Source organism: Paraburkholderia sp. SIMBA_030 (assembly GCF_046535245.1).
GTDB lineage: Bacteria > Pseudomonadota > Gammaproteobacteria > Burkholderiales > Burkholderiaceae > Paraburkholderia.
Window position 1 is genome coordinate 100,241 of record NZ_JAWRXB010000011.1, and the last position, 15,647, is coordinate 115,887.

Sequence of the window (15,647 nt, forward strand, 5' to 3'; positions counted from 1 at the left end):
TGTTTTCCAAAGAGTGAAAAAACGTGACCGCCTGGCGCTTGGCCCATCAACCGGACGCAGCGCCCACACTTGCCAGGCAGTCGATTTCAGTCTCGTCGACAGAGCAGATCGCGCAGCAGGCAGAGGGGGAGGATCTCATAGCCGGAGGTGCTCTTCATGGTGCCCTCACTTCCCCGCTGCCCGTTCCGCCTTCTCGGCCTCTGCGCGCGAACGCACGACGGCCTTCGCCTCGGCCCAATCGGACGCCGTTAGCTGGGACAGGTCGGCGAAAGTGCTGGGCGCCGCAAGGTGGTGTCCGCCGTCGATCGCAATGTTCTGCCCCGTGAGATAGTCGCACCCGTCGGACTGCAGCAAGGTCAGCAGGTTCGAGAGTTCCTCCATCCTGCCGAAACGGCGCATGGGAACCTGCTCGGACGAGACCGCGCCGACGTTGGCTTTGGGAATCGGAGACAACTTCTCCCAAGCGCTGTCGGTTGGAAAGGGACCCGGCGCGACCGCGTTCACGCGGATGCCATGACGGCCCCATTCCACCGCGAGCGACATCGTCATCGCATGCACGGCCGTCTTCGCCATCGCCGAGGGCAATACATAAGCCGAACCAGTCCAAACCCAGGTGACGAGCATGCTGACCACGGAGCCCGGTAGTCCCTGCTCGATCCAGCGCCGACCGCAGGCCAGGGTGGAAAAGAGCGCCCCATCCATCACGGTCGAGCGGACGGCGGCGAAGCCGCGCGGGCTGATCTCGGTCGACGGTGCGATGAAGTTCGCTGCGGCGTTATTGACCAGGCCGGTGAGCGGACCGGTTCGCCATATGGTCTCCACCATCGACTCGATCTGCTCGGCCTCGCGCACGTCACAGACATGCGCCTCGATCGAGCCGCCATGCTGCGCCTGCGCGCCAAGTTCGCCCACGGTCTGCTCGAGTACGGCCGGACGGCGGCCGCAGATGTGCACGGCGGCGCCGCGCGCCACGAAGGCACGTGAGAGCTCCTTGCCAAGACCGGTGCCACCCCCGGTCACCAGAATGCGCTTGCCGCGCAGCACGTCCGGACGGAACGGATCGCTCATCGAGTCTTCCATATGTGTCTCCTGTCTTTTTTAAAGCGGTCTCGAAACCGCGTTGCCTCCAACCGCTCGCTAGCGCGCCTCTGTTCGCGGCCGGAAATCCGCGAATAACTGCCGGCCGATGATGTGCTTCATGATCTCGATGGAGCCTCCGGCGATCTTGACGATGCGGGCGTCGGCATAGGCCCGCGCGATTGGATATTCCCACATGTAGCCCCACCCGCCGAACAGTTGCAGGCACTCGTCCACCACGCGGCAGTGCAGATTGCTCAGGTACATCTTGGCCATCGCCGCGTCGATGGCATCGAGCCGGCCTTCCATGAACAGCTGGATGCATTTGTCCGTGAACTGGCGACCTACCGCCGTATCGGTGGCCAGCTCCGCCAGCTTGAACTGCGTGTTCTGGAACTCGCCGATCGTTTTGCCGAAAGCCTTGCGTTCGCCGGTGTACTGGATGGTGTATTCGATCACACGCTCGGCGACTGCGGCCGACCGGATCGCCTGCGCAAGCCGTTCCTGCGCGAGCTTGGTCATCATCAGCTCGAAGCCTTTTCCCTCCTCGCCCAGCATGGCTGACGCCGGCACGCGCAGATCGTCGAAGAAAAGCTCCGAGGTGTCCTGCGCCTTCATGCCGAGCTTGTCCAGGTTCTTGCCGCGGCGAAAACCCGGCAGGCTGGTATCGACCAGGAACAGGGTGATGCCCTTCGCGCCTGCGGCCGAGTCGGTCCTGGTCGCCAGCACCAGCACGTCGCACAGTTGTCCGTTGGAGATGAAGACCTTCTGGCCGTTGATCACATAGTCGTCTCCGTCGCGTACCGCCCTGGTCCGGATAGCCTTCAGATCGGACCCGGCATGCGGCTCGGTCATGCCTAATGAGCCGATGGCCTCGCCCGCCACCATCTTCGGCAGCCAGCACTTTTTCTGCGCCTCGCTGCCGAAGGACTTGATGTACGTGGCGACCAGGTCACAGTGGATCAGAAAGCCCGGGCCGGTGTAACCAGCGGCCCCCATTTCTTCGAATACCACCACGTCGAACAGGTAGTCCGCGCCTAGTCCGCCATACTCCTCCGGGATGGTGCAGCACAGCAAGCCGGCCGCCCCCGCCCTCCGCCACAGTTCACGCGGTACGATCCCATCCTTTTCCCATTGGGCGTGATGCGGTGCGATCTCCTTGTCGATGAAGCGGCGCACCGTATCTCGGAAGGTCTCGTGTTCCGGTTGAAATAATTCTCTCTTGATCACGACGGCACTCCGTTTTCAGTATGACTTGGGAAGATCCAGCACCTTCTCGGCGATAAAGGAGAGGATGAGCTGTTCGGTGATGGGTGCGATGCGCGTCACCGTGACTTCGCGCAGCAGGCGTTCGACGTGGTATTCCTTTGCGTAACCGAAGCCGCCGTGCGTCAGCACCGCCTGGAGTGCCGAGTCATAGCCGGCCCGCGCACCAAGGAACTTCGCACTGTTGGCTTCCGCGCCGCAGGGCTGGTGCTGGTCGTAGAGCCAAGCGCCCTTGAGCACCATATTCCAGGCTGCTTCCAGCGCCATCCAGCGCTCCGCCAGCGGATGCTGGATGCCTTGGTTCTGCCCGATAGGCCGGTCGAAGACGATGCGCTCGCGGGCATACCTGGTCGCCCGGCGCAGCGCGTCCTGGCCGATGGCGATCGCCTCGGCCGCGACCAGCAGACGCTCCGGGTTCAGGCTGTGCAGGATGTAGCCGAAGCCCTTGCCCTCCTCACCGACGCGATCGGACTCGGGGATAAACAGGCCGTCGATGAAGATCGCATTCGAGTCCACCGCCTTGCGGCCCATCTTCGCGATGCGGCGAACCTCGATCTTGCTGCGGTCGAGCTCGGTATAGAAGATCGTGATTCCGTCGGTCGGCTTGGCGCAGTCCTCGAGCTTGGTCGTGCGCGTCAACAGCATGATCTTGTTGGCCACCTGCGCCGTGGAAGTCCAGACTTTCTGGCCATGCACGATGTAGCCGCCTGGCACCTTCTCTGCGAAGGTCTTGATCGCGGTGGTGTTGAGCCCCGCATCGGGCTCCGTGAAACCGAAGCAGCACTGGTCGCGCCCTTCCACCAGCCCCGGCAACCAGCGCTGGCGCTGTTCCGGCGTACCGAAGACCACGATCGGGTGCGGCCCGAACAGGTTGATATGAACGGTAGAGGCCGCCGCCATGCCGCCGCCGTGGCTCGCCACCTCGTGCAGCATCACCACCGCCTCGGACACGCCAAGCCCCGCGCCACCATACTCGGGCGGCATCGTAATGCCGAGCCAGCCGGCGCGCGCCATGGCCTGATGGAATTCGCGTGGAAACTCGCCGTCCTCGTCGCGCGCCAGCCAGTAGTCGTCGCCGAAGGAGCGCACGATGGCGCCCACGCCTTCTCGGATTGCGCGATGGTCCTCGGGGATTGTGAAGTCCATTGTTTCCTGTCTCCGTCGTTAGTTGTCAACGCCCAGCGTGCGCCGGGCCTGCTTGAGATGCGGCAGGTCGACCATCACGCCGTCGATGCTCAGCGTGCCCGCCTGCGGCTGGGCGGCAAAGGCGCCGACAATGCGGCGTGCAGCCGCAATTTCCGCCTCCGAGGGCGTGAACGCCTCGTTGATAATGTCCACCTGGTCGGGGTGGATTGCGATCTTTCCGCGAAACCCACGGCGCCTCGCGACGGCGCAGGCGGCCGCGAGGCCGTCGCCATCGCGGAAGTCGGCGTGCAACGTATCGATGGCGTCGACCCCGGCCGCGGCCGCCGCGCACAGACACATCGAATTGGCGAATACGTAGAGCGGCGAAAGGCTGCCGTCGGCCTCACGGTTCGAGATTGCGCCGAGCGCGGCCGACAGGTCCTCCGCTCCCCAGGTCAGCCCCGCGAGGCGAGGAATGCCTGGCACGAAGGACGCCATCGTCAGCATCGCCTGCGCGGTCTCGGTGGCCACCGGCACGACGCGTACCGTTCCCAGAGCCATGCCAGCGCGAGACTCCAGCGCATCGAGGTAAAGCCCAAGCCGGCGCACATCCTCGGCGCTCGTGGTCTTGGGCAGCATGATGCCGGCGAGTCCCGGTACGACCACGGCCGCGAGGTCATCGAGGGCAAGGCCTGAGTCGAGCGGGTTGATGCGCACAAAAAGGCTGGCCGGAAGCGCCTTCGCCTGTGCGGCCACGAATGCCGCGGCGGCCTCGCGTGCCGCCGGTTTCCGGGCTGGTGCGACTGCGTCCTCCAGATCGAGAATCAAGGCGTCGGCGCGGCTACCCAGGGCTTTGTCGAGCTTGCGCTCGCTGTCGGCCGGCACAAAAAGCATCGAACGCAATTTCATACGGGCCTCTTGAGCATCAGCGCCTGGCGGCGGCAGGTCACCACCTCCTGGCCGCTCTGGTTCAGCCCGCGGTGCACGAAAGTCACGATGCCCGCGTTCGGCCGCGAGCGGCTCTCGCGCAACTCGGCCACCGTCGTCACCGCGCGGATCGTGTCCCCCGCGAACACCGGCGACGCAAAACGCACGTCCGTCATGCCAAGATTAGCCACCGTGGTACCCAGCGTCGTTTCCTGCACGGACAGGCCAATCACCAGGCCGAGCGTGAAGATGCTGTTCATGAGTGGCCGCCCGAACTCGGTAGTCTTGCAGTACTCGGCGTCGATATGGACAGCGGCTGGGTTGTAGGTGGCGCCGCAGAACCACACGTTGTCGGCCTCCGTCACCGTGCGCCGGATTTCGTGCTCGAACACCTGATCGACACGGAACTGCTCGAACCACAGGCCTGCCATCGGAATATCTCCACAAGATGTGTTAATATAACGTGCACATATACACCATACACATGCGTACTATACCAAGAGAAAATTCAAAAGTGAAGCGCAACACTTGCGGTCCATTCAGGCACACGGATGCGGGAAAACCCGATTGAGCGGATGCATGCTCGCATGCTTCGCGCAGCGTTCGTGGAAACCAGGGGGCGTTGCGCTTCACTTTTGAATCCACAAAATCCGCCGATGTTGGGTGTCGGTGAGAACCTTGAGAAGGAGACGTACATGACCGCTACAGTCAACCGCCAGGTGCTCTTGAAGTCACGCCCGGAGGGCATCCCGGAGAGCCGGCATTTCCAGATCGTCGAGAGCGGCGTACCTACGCCGTCCGGCAGCCAGGTGCTGGTGCGCAACCTTTATCTGTCGGTCGAGCCAGCCATGCGCGGTTGGGTGAGCGCAGTAAAGAATTATGCCGAGCCCGTGCCTGTCGGCGGTGTGATGCGCTCGTTCGCCGTCGCGCGTGTCGAGGCCTCATGTCATCCGGACTATCGCGTGGGCGATCTCGTTACCGGGCTCTTCGGCTGGCAGGACTATGCGGTGGTGGAAGCCGAGGCAATCCGGAGCAAGGTCACCGAAACCGACCTTCCGCCTTCGACCGCGCTGGGCGTGCTCGGCATCAACGGAGTCACCGCGCACTATGGCCTGCTTGAGATAGGCCAGCCCCGGCCTGGCGAGACGGTCGTCGTCTCCACCGCGGCCGGCGCCGTAGGCTCCTGCGTCGGGCAGATTGCGAAACTCAAGGGCTGCCGCGCGGTCGGCATCGCGGGCGGCCCACAGAAGACGCAGCTGTGCACCCAATCATTCGGCTTCGACGCAGCCGTCGACTACAAGGCGCCGGACTTCGCGCAGCAGCTCGCCGCTGCCTGCAAGGGTGGCGTGGACGTCTACTTCGACAACACCGCCGGCCCTATCAGCGACGCTGTCCACGAACATCTGAACATTGGCGCGCGCGTCGTCATCTGCGGAACGGCGTCGGTCGCGAGCTGGGATCCGCCGCCGCAGGGCCCGCGCATCGAGCGGCATCTGCTCGTCAAGCGCGCCCGCATCGAAGGCTTCGTCATCTTCGACCATCCCGAACACGAGGACGTCGCGCTCCACGACCTGGCGGGCTGGTTGCGCTCGGGACAGTTGCGCTACCTTGAGGACGTGCTCGACGGCATCGATCAAGCGCCGGGGGCGATCGCCGGCCTCTACCGCGGCGACAACCTCGGCAAGCGCCTGATCCGGCTCACCCGCGAATGACACAACCGATCGCACACCTGGGTACTGTGTGTCTGTAAAATGTTCACATCCGCAAAGTAAAAGATCACCCAATCCGGAAAACAGATGAGCAACGACGCAAAAAGTACCGACTGGGAGCTACGGCTCGGCTTCCTCATACACGACGTCTCGCGCCTGCGGCGCAGCGCATTCGACCGCTGCCTCAAGCCGATGAACGTCACCCGCTCCCAATGGTGGGTACTGGCCTATCTATCGCGCCAGGACGGCATGACGCAATCGCAACTTGCCGAAGAGCTGGACCTCGGCAAGGTGGCGATTGGCGGGCTGATCGACCGGCTGGAGAAAACCGGCCTCGTGCGCCGCGAAGCTGACGCCGGCGACCGCCGGATCAACCGCATCTTTCTTGAGCCCACGAGCAAGCAACTCATTACGAAGATGCGCAAGCTCAGCCATCAGCTCAACCAGCAGATCCTCGCCGGACTGCCCGATACGCAGCTCGAAACCGCGGCCAGCACGCTCGATACCATGAAACATAACCTGCTGGCCTATCTGTCATTGGATTCCTGATCGGGCGTGGCTGACGCATCGGACGAGGTTGAGCGTCAAGCTCGCTCGCGCTTGACTATATTTAGTGCGCTAGTGTATTGTACAATACAACACTACATAGCGCATGCCGTGCACATGTTCGCGTCGCCCTCCCCAACATCCCAGGAGTTGAGTCCATGAAGGTTCTGGTGCCCGTCAAGCGGGTCATTGACTATAACGTCAAGGTTCGTGTGAAAAGCGACGCAAGCGGCGTGGACATTGCCAACGTAAAGATGAGCATGAACCCATTCGATGAGATCGCGGTCGAGGAGGCGGTGCGACTCAAGGAGAAAGGCGTAGCCACCGAGATCATCGCTATTTCCGCCGGCGTTGCCCAAGCCCAGGAAACCCTGCGCACGGCGCTGGCCATCGGTGCCGATCGTGCCATCCTCATCGAAACCGCAGAGGAACTCCAGCCCCTCGCTGTGGCCAAGCTCCTCAAGTCCATCGTCGACAAGGAACAGCCCCAGCTCGTTATCCTCGGCAAGCAGGCTATCGACGACGACGCCAACCAGACCGGGCAGATGCTCGCCTCGCTGGCCGATCTGCCGCAGGCGACCTTCGCCTCCAAGGTGGAAATCGAGGGGGACAAAGTTAAGGTCACCCGTGAAATCGACGGCGGCCTGGAAACCATCTCGCTGTCCTTGCCGGCGGTCATCACCACCGACCTGCGCCTCAACGAGCCGCGCTATGTCACGCTGCCCAACATCATGAAGGCCAAGAAGAAGCCGCTCGATACGTTCAGGCCCGAGGACCTGGGCGTGGACGTCAAGTCGCGCCTGAAGACCCTCAAGGTCAGTGAGCCGCCCAGGCGCGGGGGCGGCATCAAGGTGCCCGACGTGGCTACGTTGGTCGACAAGCTCAAGAATGAAGCCAAAGTGATCTGAGAGACTGGACAGAGGAGCAACGAAACATGACCGTACTTGTCATCGCCGAACACGACAACGCAAGCATCAGGCCCGCCACCCTCAACACCGTGACTGCCGCCGCCCGTGTCGGCGACGAGATCCACGTGCTGGTCGCCGGTTGCAAAGCCTCTGGAGCCGCGCAGGCCGCCGCCGCGATCGCCGGCGTGGCCAAAGTCATCGTGGCCGATGGCGCCAGCCTGAGCGAGAACCTCGCCGAGAATGTCGCTGCGCAGGTGCTCGCCATCGCTGGCGATTACGGACACATCTTCTTCCCCGCCACGGCCAACGGTAAGAATATCGCCCCACGCGTGGCGGCGAAGCTCGATGTTGCCCAGATAAGCGACATCACCGGGGTCAACAGCCCGGACACTTTCGAGCGCCCAATCTATGCCGGCAACGCGATTGCGACCGTGCAAAGCGTCGACGCGACCAAGGTCGTCACCGTGCGCACCACTGCGTTTGACGCTGCGGCGGCGACTGGTGGCAATGCCCGTGTCGAGCAGGTGCACGCGGTGGCCGATAGCGGCAAAAGCAGCTTTGTGAGCCGCGAACTCACGAGGAGCGACCGACCCGAACTGACGGTCGCAAAGATCGTCGTCAGTGGCGGAAGAGCCTTGGGGAGTGCCGAGAAGTTCGCCGAAGTCATGACGCCCCTTGCCGACAAGCTGGGGGCGGGCCTGGGCGCGAGCCGCGCCGCTGTGGATGCAGGCTACGCGCCGAACGATTCGCAGGTGGGACAGACGGGCAAGATCGTCGCACCTCAGCTCTACATTGCCGCAGGCATTTCTGGGGCGATACAGCATTTGGCCGGCATGAAGGACTCCAAGGTGATCGTCGCGATCAACAAAGATCCTGAGGCACCTATTTTCAGCGTGGCCGACTATGGTCTCGAGGCGGACCTGTTCAGCGCCGTGCCGGAACTGGTCAAGACTCTCTGACCACGCGCCTTGGCTAGCATTCCGTTTGAAGGAGAAGCAGATGAGCATCGCAGAAAAGTCCTTGAGCACGCTGGTTGAAAAATGGCTGGCACCCACTCCGGCGACGCCGATTCGGGTAACCCGATTCAGTCGCACGCACTCTAATTGGAGGCGTTATGTCCGCGTCGAAGCGCTGCGGCCGCAAGGCACGATTGCACTATTTTTCTTCCAGCACGATGACGGTACGTGGCGCGTGTTCCCGCCTGGGACCGGGCGCTTGACTCTGCGTACTTGCGCGGGCGCCATGTAATTGGGTTATCTGCCCGGACGAATGGCAGCGAACTCGTCCGCCGTCGGCTCGCCCTATCACCCCGAAACGGCGACCTTGGAGCGTCTGTGGGGCTGCTTAAAAGCCGGTCTCAGCCTTCCGCCAGGTACCGGTGCACGAACGCTACCGCCATTGCACCCTCGCCAACTGCCGAGGCACAGCGTTTCACCGCACCGTGACGAACGTCACCCACCGCAAAGAGGCCGGGAACGTTGGTTTCCAGGTAATACGGGTCACGATCGAGAGGCCAGTTGGGCGGCTGCCGCCCGTCGCGAAGAAGGTCCGGACCTGTCATCAAATAACCACGCTCGTCCCGCATGACCCCCAACTCTGGAGCCCATTCAGTGTGTGGCACACCGCCGATACAGACGAACAGCCAGTGTGTGGCAACCCTGCGTTGCTGCCCAGTGTTGCGATCCTTGAGCGTTATCGCTTGAAGCTGGGAATCCCCTTCCAGCCCCGTCACTTCGGTTCGCGTAAGCACCTCCACATTTGTGGAGGCACAAATGCGATCGACCAGGTATTGCGAAAGTGAGGATTCCAACGAATCACCACGGACGACGATGCTGACCCGCGAGGCAAAGGGAGCAAAATGCATCACCGCCTGCCCTGTCGAGTTGCCGCCACCGACGACATAGACGTGCTTGGTCCGAGTGAGCGAAGCTTCGCTCGCGCCCGCGCCATAGTACAAACCGGCTCCGATATACGCCTCCTCTTTCGGCAAATCGAGGTGCGCGTATTCGACGCCGGTCGCGCAGATGACAGCGCGGGAGACGATCTTCGTGCCGTCAGCAAGATGGCCGACGCGCTTCCCCGGCTGGAGTTCGCCGCGGACGCCTTCGCGCGCCACCAGAATCTCGGTTCCAAAGCGGCACGCCTGTTCCCTCGCTCGCTCAGCCAGTTCCGCACCGCTGATTCCTGAGGGAAATCCAAGGTAGTTCTCAATCTTGGAGCTGCTGCCGGCTTGCCCGCCGATGGCAGATCGCTCAATCAGAACCGTTTTGAGCCCATCAGATGACGCATAGACCGCGGCGCTCAAACCTGCCAGACCCGCACCGTAAATAGCAAGATCGTACTCGGCACGCGACGGAGCGAGGAACCAGCCGAGCCTCTCCGTAATCTGGCGTACGGTTGGTGCCTCGATTCGGCTACCATCCGGAAATACACAAACTGGCAGACGCGGATCATAGAGATGGTCCACACCTGCCCGCGAGCGCGCTTCTTCGTCAGTGGTAAGCTGAACCCATTCGAAAGGCACGTCGCTGCGATGAAGAAAATCCCGAATTGTGTACGCCATTGGCGAACCAGCCTTGCCAATGACTCTGACAATTGGAGGTGATGTCGTCTCTGAGTTCGCCGGCACGGTCTTCTCCCTGCTTGCGGTTCACTTGTCAGCAAGCGCGGCCCGGCGCGATCTATCGCTTCCACGAAGCCTCACTCGCCGGAACTCATGTTACTCCCGTTCCGTTTCGCGACGGCGGACCGCGCGCCGCCTCCAGGCCCGCAATAGCCTTGACTGGAACTCCGGCCGGCTCCGATTTAATGGGCGACTCCCTCTGCGAGGCGGGCAGACCTATGCCAAAGTGGGAAATCGTTGTTCCCGCTGCAAGGGACAGGAGAGTCGGCAATGAAGATTACGACTATTGGCGTGGATCTGGCGAAGCGCGTGTTATCGCACCAAACTCGATGCATTGGCCGCCACCCGGCGCCATGCCCCGATGATGGCTTCGACCGCCTGGTCCACGTTCGGCTGGGTGGTCGCCCATGAGATGACCGACACGCGCATGTGCGCGGCGACAATTGTTCTGTCACGACGACACAGACTCATAACAGCAGGTCGAGCGTGCTCATTCGTCAGCCTTGCCGAGCCCACTCCATACGACCTTGACAGCCTTGCGGAAGGCATGCAGTTGCGAGGGGCTGTCTTCACGATTTTTGCCTATACCAGATTCGGGGGCAATCCCATGCCCAGACGCGTCGAACCGAAGTCGGAGTTGGTGTTCCTCGCCGCCAAAGCGCGCGCCTAACCGTCGCGAAACGGCTTATCTAGCGTTAGAAATGTGCGATATCCAGACCGGAAAACCTTGTCGCGTCCTGACAGCGGTATGCGATGCGAAGTGGCAAATTTAATTCGGACTGAGGCGAAGTGACGGCTTTATTTCGTTCGGAGTGGAAGCAAAATTGTCAATCCGATCGGCGATTCCCTTCTGCCACGGAGAGTCCGGAGCGACAGAATTAATTTGGCCTACGCTGAGCGCGTCACGGTCCGCTGCAGAAAATGGCCGTTAGCAAGAGGGGGATTACTTGATGAATGACAGCGCCGCTGCCGGCCTGGCGCGCGTGCGCTTCTACTGACTCGGTGGGGCCCATCACTACCACGCCGTAGGCTGAGTCCGTAACAGGCTGGCCATCTCCGCGTTTGAACAGTGCATCGTCGTGTTTATATCCGAGGACGGCGTAGACGCGAAAGCCAAATGCCGTCAGGTTGCTGTCGTGCGCCGGTCGAAATGCGTTGACCGAGTTCGCTTCGACGCGCATCGGCTTCGGATCGATATACTGGTCCTTCAGAAGCGGGGCGATGAACGCGTGTGCGTTCGATCGACAGTCGAGTTGCGGATCGAGCGCGTAGGCATAGGACGAGACCGGAGGGAGCGCCGCGGCGATAGCAGTAAGCACCGTCACCCAGGCGTAGATTGCGGAAGCCTTCATCAGTCTCTCCATCCAGTTGAGCTTGCTCTTCAGTGTGAGCGAACTCGATCCGGCACCAGCTTGTTCTGCACCCGCTCCAGTTTCATGGCCAGCGGCCAGATACGCATTCCGAGTCAGCGTGAAGGTCTCTATCGTGGCGCTCCGGCACCACTTCTTCAAGATGACGAAGACTCCGCGCACAGGCTGCCTCGACACTGAGACCAATCGGACTCCTCGCTATTCACCAGTGCCGATTCCAACGCGTGAACAAAACGCTGAAACGCATCCAGGGTTCCATGGACGCTTCGGTACTCGGTGCGACCGATTCTGCCGTCAAGTACGACCAGCATTCCAGCATCCGCCGCCAATTCCAGGATGTTCATTCCGTTTCTCCTGAGATCGCCCGACTAGCGACCCATCGCTCATGCTGCAAGCGGGTAAGCGCGCATCGCCGGCGTGCTCGCCTTTGCCGGGAACACGTTCCACGAACCGTCATCGTGCCGGAAGAAAACGATGGTCAAACTTCCGTCCGGCCGCACCACGCCGATGCGCACGTAGCGCCTTCGATCCGATGGTGTGCGACTGAACTCCATCACGCGTACCGTCATCACCGCAGAGTGCCCAAACCACTTTGCGACCAGCGATCGCAAGCACATCTTGCCGGAACCCATCTCGCTCTCCTCTCACCGCGGCGCCACCATCGTGTCCCGCCAATTCGTGGCTGGAACATTGCAACGTCTTGTCGGTTACCTTACCGTCAAATATAGGTTATATAACCTATAAAGCAACCTCTAATTTGGGTGGCAAGGGTAAACGATATAGACCCGTCGAGACGTTGTTTTATTGGACATTTGGCGTGTCGATGTTTGGCAAAAATCGGTTTTTCAACCTATACTTAAGTCAGGTTAGATAACCTATTAAGTTGAGCGATTTCCGAAGCAACCACCGCGCAGTCGCGCCGCCGACTCTCAACGCGATGCCCGGAAAGCGCAGAACCGCAACGTTGATTGTTGTCGCACAGGGCGGGCGCGACCCCACGGGCCGTTGCCAGACGCGAACTTTGCGCCAAACAGCGAGACAGTTAGCGCCTCAGAACGGAGTGCACGTGAAAAAACTGACCCTCACTTCCGCAGCGATATTTGATCCACGTACCGCGACACTCACGAGACGGCGCGGCAATCGGGAGAGCCGGGTGCCCGAGATCATCGATGTATCGATCAACGTGCTGATCGCGGCGGGTTATGCGGGGTACACGATCAACCGCGTGGCCAATGATGCGGGCATTCGCCTGAGCACGTTACAGCACTATTTTTCGACCCGTGAAGCGCTGTTGCGCGCCACGATCGAGGAGGTCGCAAAGCGGTACTTCGAACGCTTTCGGGGCTTTGCCGAAAACAGAAACCGCTCCCCGCAGGCGCGGCTCGAAGCGATCATCGACGACGCTTTCGCCGAGTTTGTCAAACCCGGGTTGCCTGCAGCCATCTTCGAAAGCTGGGGATTGGCGCTGCATGAATCGTTCGCGCGCGATGTCTTCATAGAGATACAGAAGCAGTTCACGAGGCTCTTTGCGAAGCTCGTTGGCGAACTCAATCCGGCACTGTCGATGGAAGAACGCGAATTGCGTGGCGCATTGATCCTGTCCAGTTGCCAGGGTCTGGTTATTTTCCTTCGCTGGAGTGAAGACAACCCGTCGCAACTGCATGCCTTCCGCAAGGCTGTCAAGGTCGTATGGAGTGGCCTCGGCAAGGCTGACGAATGAGCACGCGCGACCTGTTGCCATGAGTCTGTGGTCCGCGATGCTGAGAACTCACTGCCCAAGCGCGCGCGGTTGAAAGGCGCGGCTTGCCGCAGGCAGTACGACACCGCTCTGAAGGCCGTCGCACATTCAGCCTGACGCCGCCAGATCGAGCAGGCCGGCGTCTTTCGCGGCGGCGAACCATTTCCCCTCGGCGCCGGTTCGGGTACAGTCAGGAAATCACGGCCCGGGCCAATCCATCAGCCCGATCCTGAATTCAGCAAGCTGGTTCTCAATCTCCCCTACCGCGTCGCCGTAGTGAGACTCGCCCCGCAGCATGTGCATCACCAGCCGATCATGCAGTTCGGGGGCAGCCAGAATGCCGACGATCTGTTGCCTGCTTTGCGCGGAAGCGATAGACGCTATATCCAATCCCAGCAATCTCGGACCGGCCCGCTCGAACACATAATCGCACGCGGCCAGCAATGGCAACTCTTCTCCATACAGCCTGTCGACATTGCCTGCAGCAGCATAATTTTCCAGCAGATACCGGAAGTCCACCGCGTCTTTCGGATTGGACCGCCCACGGTCCAGCCACGCGATCAATTTCGTCATCACGAGACCCGGTATCGATGCAACGGGGATCTCGCAGTGATCTGCGATGCACACGGTCACCGCACTATCCAGCGCTTCGGCGTAGCCCGCTACGTTCATCACGATTGCCATGTCCGGAGGCCACGCCACTTGCGCGGGAGAGATCTCGACGCCGCCGAACGGGACCAGATCGACCGGAAAGCCATCTCCCACGGCTGGCGAATAGTGAAGCCGATGCAGGACCTTCGCGTCCGCCCGGAAGCCTGGCTCCTGAAGAAGCGCCGCCCTGAGCGCCTCAAACACGGTCCAGTCCTCGATGGCCATGGCGAAATCGATGTCGGGACTGGCGCGGTTGAGAGCGAATCCGTGGAGGTGATACATCAGGATGTCGCGCGCCGTCGCGCCGACAACGAAGTACCGCAGGTTCGTCAGCCGGGCCACGCGATCCATGACTGTCAGCAGAACCTGCTTTCCTTCCGGCAGCGGCGTCTTAAGATGGACTGGAGTCATCCGCCTGCTCCATCTGGTTGCGAATCAACACCGCAGCCTCCGCATTGCGGGGTTCCCTCGTACGCTGCAGATCTGCGTACACGAGCAAAGGTGGCGCCGTCACTTTTTCCATCCGTGCCTCGTCGAGATGCCAGAAGGCATCGATGATTTCCAGCGTGCCGGCGGGATCGGCACGCAAGCGGTGACGCTTCGCGAGTGCCATCGTCACAGCCGGTCTTGCCGTGGGTTCGACATAGAGCGTTTGCGCGGCCGGCCGAAGCTGCCCGGTCAGTTTTGCAGCAGCAACCTCCCCGCCCCACCATGCCTGCCCTGCGGGAAGCCCGGCATGCTGCCACCACGATGGATCGGCTACTGCGAACCGTTGCACGTTGAGCTTCGGCAGCAGGCGCAGCGGATAGTTGATCGCCCACTCTTGCCTGAGCGCTGCAGGATCGAGCAATCTCCGGTCGTCCGTGCCCGCCAGCAAGCCGCGCTCACGCAGGTCGTCCAGCACACTGCCAACGGTGCCAAGCGCCACACCCGCCGCTGCCGCAATTTCCCGGTATGGACGGTTAAGCAACTCTGGAGCAGATAACAACACAAAAATCATCCTGAGCGCAGAGGCGCTCGCGGAACTGGCGGGCTTCCCCGATCCCGATCCCAGACGCCTGATCTCGGGATTCGCCGGCCTGCCGGTTACAAGCATGTACTGGCCAGGCGCATGCACGTACAGATTGCCAGCCAGATCGATGAACTGCAGGTCGTGCTCGACGCACTCGTCCGCTAACGCGGGCGTCAACCAGGCAGTGGTCAGCAGGACTGGAAAAGCCGCGGCGTGGTTCATCGCCGCAAGCGCGTTCACTTCTTCCCGCGATCTTATCCGGCCTCTGGCCGCAAGCGTGTATTGCTGGATCACACCGTTCACATCGAGCGTCAGTCGCCCCTCTCCGGCTGGCCCAGCTTTTCTCCCGCCAGGATAAAAGTCGATGATATGCAATGGAATGCGTCCTCGCCCGGTCACGGCGCCAACGATCCGGCTGAGCAGCGCTTGGGTCGGGCGGTCGAAACCCGGGAGGTCATACGGATCGGCGTTCATGAAGTATGCTTGTTCAGAAAATGTGAACACGCTGACATTATGAACAGTAGACCTCCGTCGTTCAACTATTTCTCCTGTTCATACTTCTTGAACGGCAATCCCGCCTGAACAAGCTCGCGCTCCCAACACTAAACACTACATTGCCGGCACCGAAGATCGTTGACCGAAATGACCTTCGCTGTCTCTGGCTTCAGGCTTCGACGCGACGCGCCCGCGAACGG

18 protein-coding genes are annotated in these 15,647 nt (G+C 61.5%); 7 read left to right on the forward strand and 11 right to left on the reverse strand.

The annotated features are described in order from the left end of the window. Positions 1-165: 165 nt before the first annotated feature. The 5 genes from SB772_RS20025 to SB772_RS20045 are packed head-to-tail and all read right to left on the reverse strand — an operon-like array spanning position 166 to position 4,826. Complete coding sequence (locus SB772_RS20025; protein ID WP_410834947.1) at positions 166-1,080, reverse strand: SDR family oxidoreductase; 915 nt, start codon at positions 1,078-1,080, stop codon at positions 166-168. A 57-nt stretch (positions 1,081-1,137) separates the two neighbouring features. Beyond that, entirely contained in the window at positions 1,138-2,307 is a 1,170-nt protein-coding gene (locus SB772_RS20030) for an acyl-CoA dehydrogenase family protein (RefSeq protein ID WP_410834948.1), read from the reverse strand. Between the two features lie 15 nt (positions 2,308-2,322). Beyond that, the gene (locus tag SB772_RS20035) at positions 2,323-3,489 is read right to left on the reverse strand and encodes an acyl-CoA dehydrogenase family protein (RefSeq protein WP_410834949.1); all 1,167 of its coding nucleotides are present in this window, start codon (positions 3,487-3,489) and stop codon (positions 2,323-2,325) included. Between the two features lie 18 nt (positions 3,490-3,507). Next, the gene (locus SB772_RS20040; RefSeq protein ID WP_410834950.1) at positions 3,508-4,377 is read right to left on the reverse strand and encodes an HpcH/HpaI aldolase/citrate lyase family protein; all 870 of its coding nucleotides are present in this window, start codon (positions 4,375-4,377) and stop codon (positions 3,508-3,510) included. Further along, positions 4,374-4,826 carry a MaoC family dehydratase gene (locus SB772_RS20045; protein WP_410834951.1) on the reverse strand — a complete coding sequence of 151 codons (453 nt, stop codon included), beginning with the start codon at positions 4,824-4,826 and terminating at the stop codon, positions 4,374-4,376. Before SB772_RS20045 ends, SB772_RS20040 begins: the two co-directional genes overlap by 4 nt. Before the next feature lie 264 nt (positions 4,827-5,090). Between SB772_RS20045 and SB772_RS20050 the strand changes: the two genes are divergently transcribed. The 5 genes from SB772_RS20050 (at position 5,091) to SB772_RS20070 (ending at position 8,806) form a co-directional block, all read left to right on the forward strand. Next, the gene (locus SB772_RS20050) at positions 5,091-6,107 is read left to right on the forward strand and encodes an NADP-dependent oxidoreductase (RefSeq protein ID WP_410834952.1); all 1,017 of its coding nucleotides are present in this window, start codon (positions 5,091-5,093) and stop codon (positions 6,105-6,107) included. A gap of 84 nt (positions 6,108-6,191) precedes the next feature. After that, positions 6,192-6,653, forward strand: coding sequence for a MarR family winged helix-turn-helix transcriptional regulator (locus SB772_RS20055; protein ID WP_410834953.1), 462 nt, complete (start codon positions 6,192-6,194; stop codon positions 6,651-6,653). Between the two features lie 155 nt (positions 6,654-6,808). Continuing rightward, a complete protein-coding gene (locus tag SB772_RS20060) occupies positions 6,809-7,558 on the forward strand; it encodes an electron transfer flavoprotein subunit beta/FixA family protein (protein WP_410834954.1) in 750 nt (249 codons plus the stop codon). A gap of 26 nt (positions 7,559-7,584) precedes the next feature. After that, positions 7,585-8,517, forward strand: coding sequence for an electron transfer flavoprotein subunit alpha/FixB family protein (locus SB772_RS20065; RefSeq protein WP_410834955.1), 933 nt, complete (start codon positions 7,585-7,587; stop codon positions 8,515-8,517). A gap of 40 nt (positions 8,518-8,557) precedes the next feature. Then, positions 8,558-8,806, forward strand: a complete 249-nt coding sequence (locus SB772_RS20070) for a hypothetical protein (protein WP_410834956.1) — start codon at positions 8,558-8,560, stop codon at positions 8,804-8,806. A 109-nt stretch (positions 8,807-8,915) separates the two neighbouring features. Here SB772_RS20070 and SB772_RS20075 read toward each other — a convergent pair whose 3' ends face one another. Further along, positions 8,916-10,121 (reverse strand): NAD(P)/FAD-dependent oxidoreductase, encoded by a 1,206-nt coding sequence (locus SB772_RS20075; protein WP_410834957.1) that lies wholly within the window; start codon positions 10,119-10,121, stop codon positions 8,916-8,918. Positions 10,122-10,542: 421 nt separating this feature from the next. Here SB772_RS20075 and SB772_RS20080 point away from each other — a divergent pair, with 421 nt between their 5' ends. Further along, on the forward strand, positions 10,543-10,851 hold the full coding sequence (locus tag SB772_RS20080; RefSeq protein WP_410834958.1) for a hypothetical protein: 309 nt from the start codon (positions 10,543-10,545) through the stop codon (positions 10,849-10,851). Positions 10,852-11,083: 232 nt separating this feature from the next. Here SB772_RS20080 and SB772_RS20085 read toward each other — a convergent pair whose 3' ends face one another. From SB772_RS20085 to SB772_RS20095, 3 genes are all read right to left on the reverse strand, one after another. Next, positions 11,084-11,533 carry a hypothetical protein gene (locus SB772_RS20085; protein ID WP_410835119.1) on the reverse strand — a complete coding sequence of 150 codons (450 nt, stop codon included), beginning with the start codon at positions 11,531-11,533 and terminating at the stop codon, positions 11,084-11,086. 155 nt (positions 11,534-11,688) lie between these two features. Beyond that, entirely contained in the window at positions 11,689-11,895 is a 207-nt protein-coding gene (locus SB772_RS20090; RefSeq protein ID WP_410834959.1) for a hypothetical protein, read from the reverse strand. 39 nt (positions 11,896-11,934) lie between these two features. Beyond that, positions 11,935-12,183 (reverse strand): hypothetical protein, encoded by a 249-nt coding sequence (locus SB772_RS20095; protein WP_410834960.1) that lies wholly within the window; start codon positions 12,181-12,183, stop codon positions 11,935-11,937. 434 nt (positions 12,184-12,617) lie between these two features. On the opposite strand from SB772_RS20095, the gene SB772_RS20100 reads away from it, so the two are divergent. Further along, on the forward strand, positions 12,618-13,271 hold the full coding sequence (locus SB772_RS20100) for a TetR/AcrR family transcriptional regulator (RefSeq protein WP_410834961.1): 654 nt from the start codon (positions 12,618-12,620) through the stop codon (positions 13,269-13,271). 216 nt (positions 13,272-13,487) lie between these two features. On the opposite strand, the gene SB772_RS20105 is transcribed toward SB772_RS20100, so the two are convergent. Beyond that, the gene (locus SB772_RS20105; RefSeq protein WP_410834962.1) at positions 13,488-14,351 is read right to left on the reverse strand and encodes a nucleotidyl transferase AbiEii/AbiGii toxin family protein; all 864 of its coding nucleotides are present in this window, start codon (positions 14,349-14,351) and stop codon (positions 13,488-13,490) included. Then, complete coding sequence (locus SB772_RS20110; RefSeq protein WP_410834963.1) at positions 14,332-15,426, reverse strand: type IV toxin-antitoxin system AbiEi family antitoxin; 1,095 nt, start codon at positions 15,424-15,426, stop codon at positions 14,332-14,334. Before SB772_RS20110 ends, SB772_RS20105 begins: the two co-directional genes overlap by 20 nt. Between the last annotated feature and the right edge of the window lie 221 nt (positions 15,427-15,647).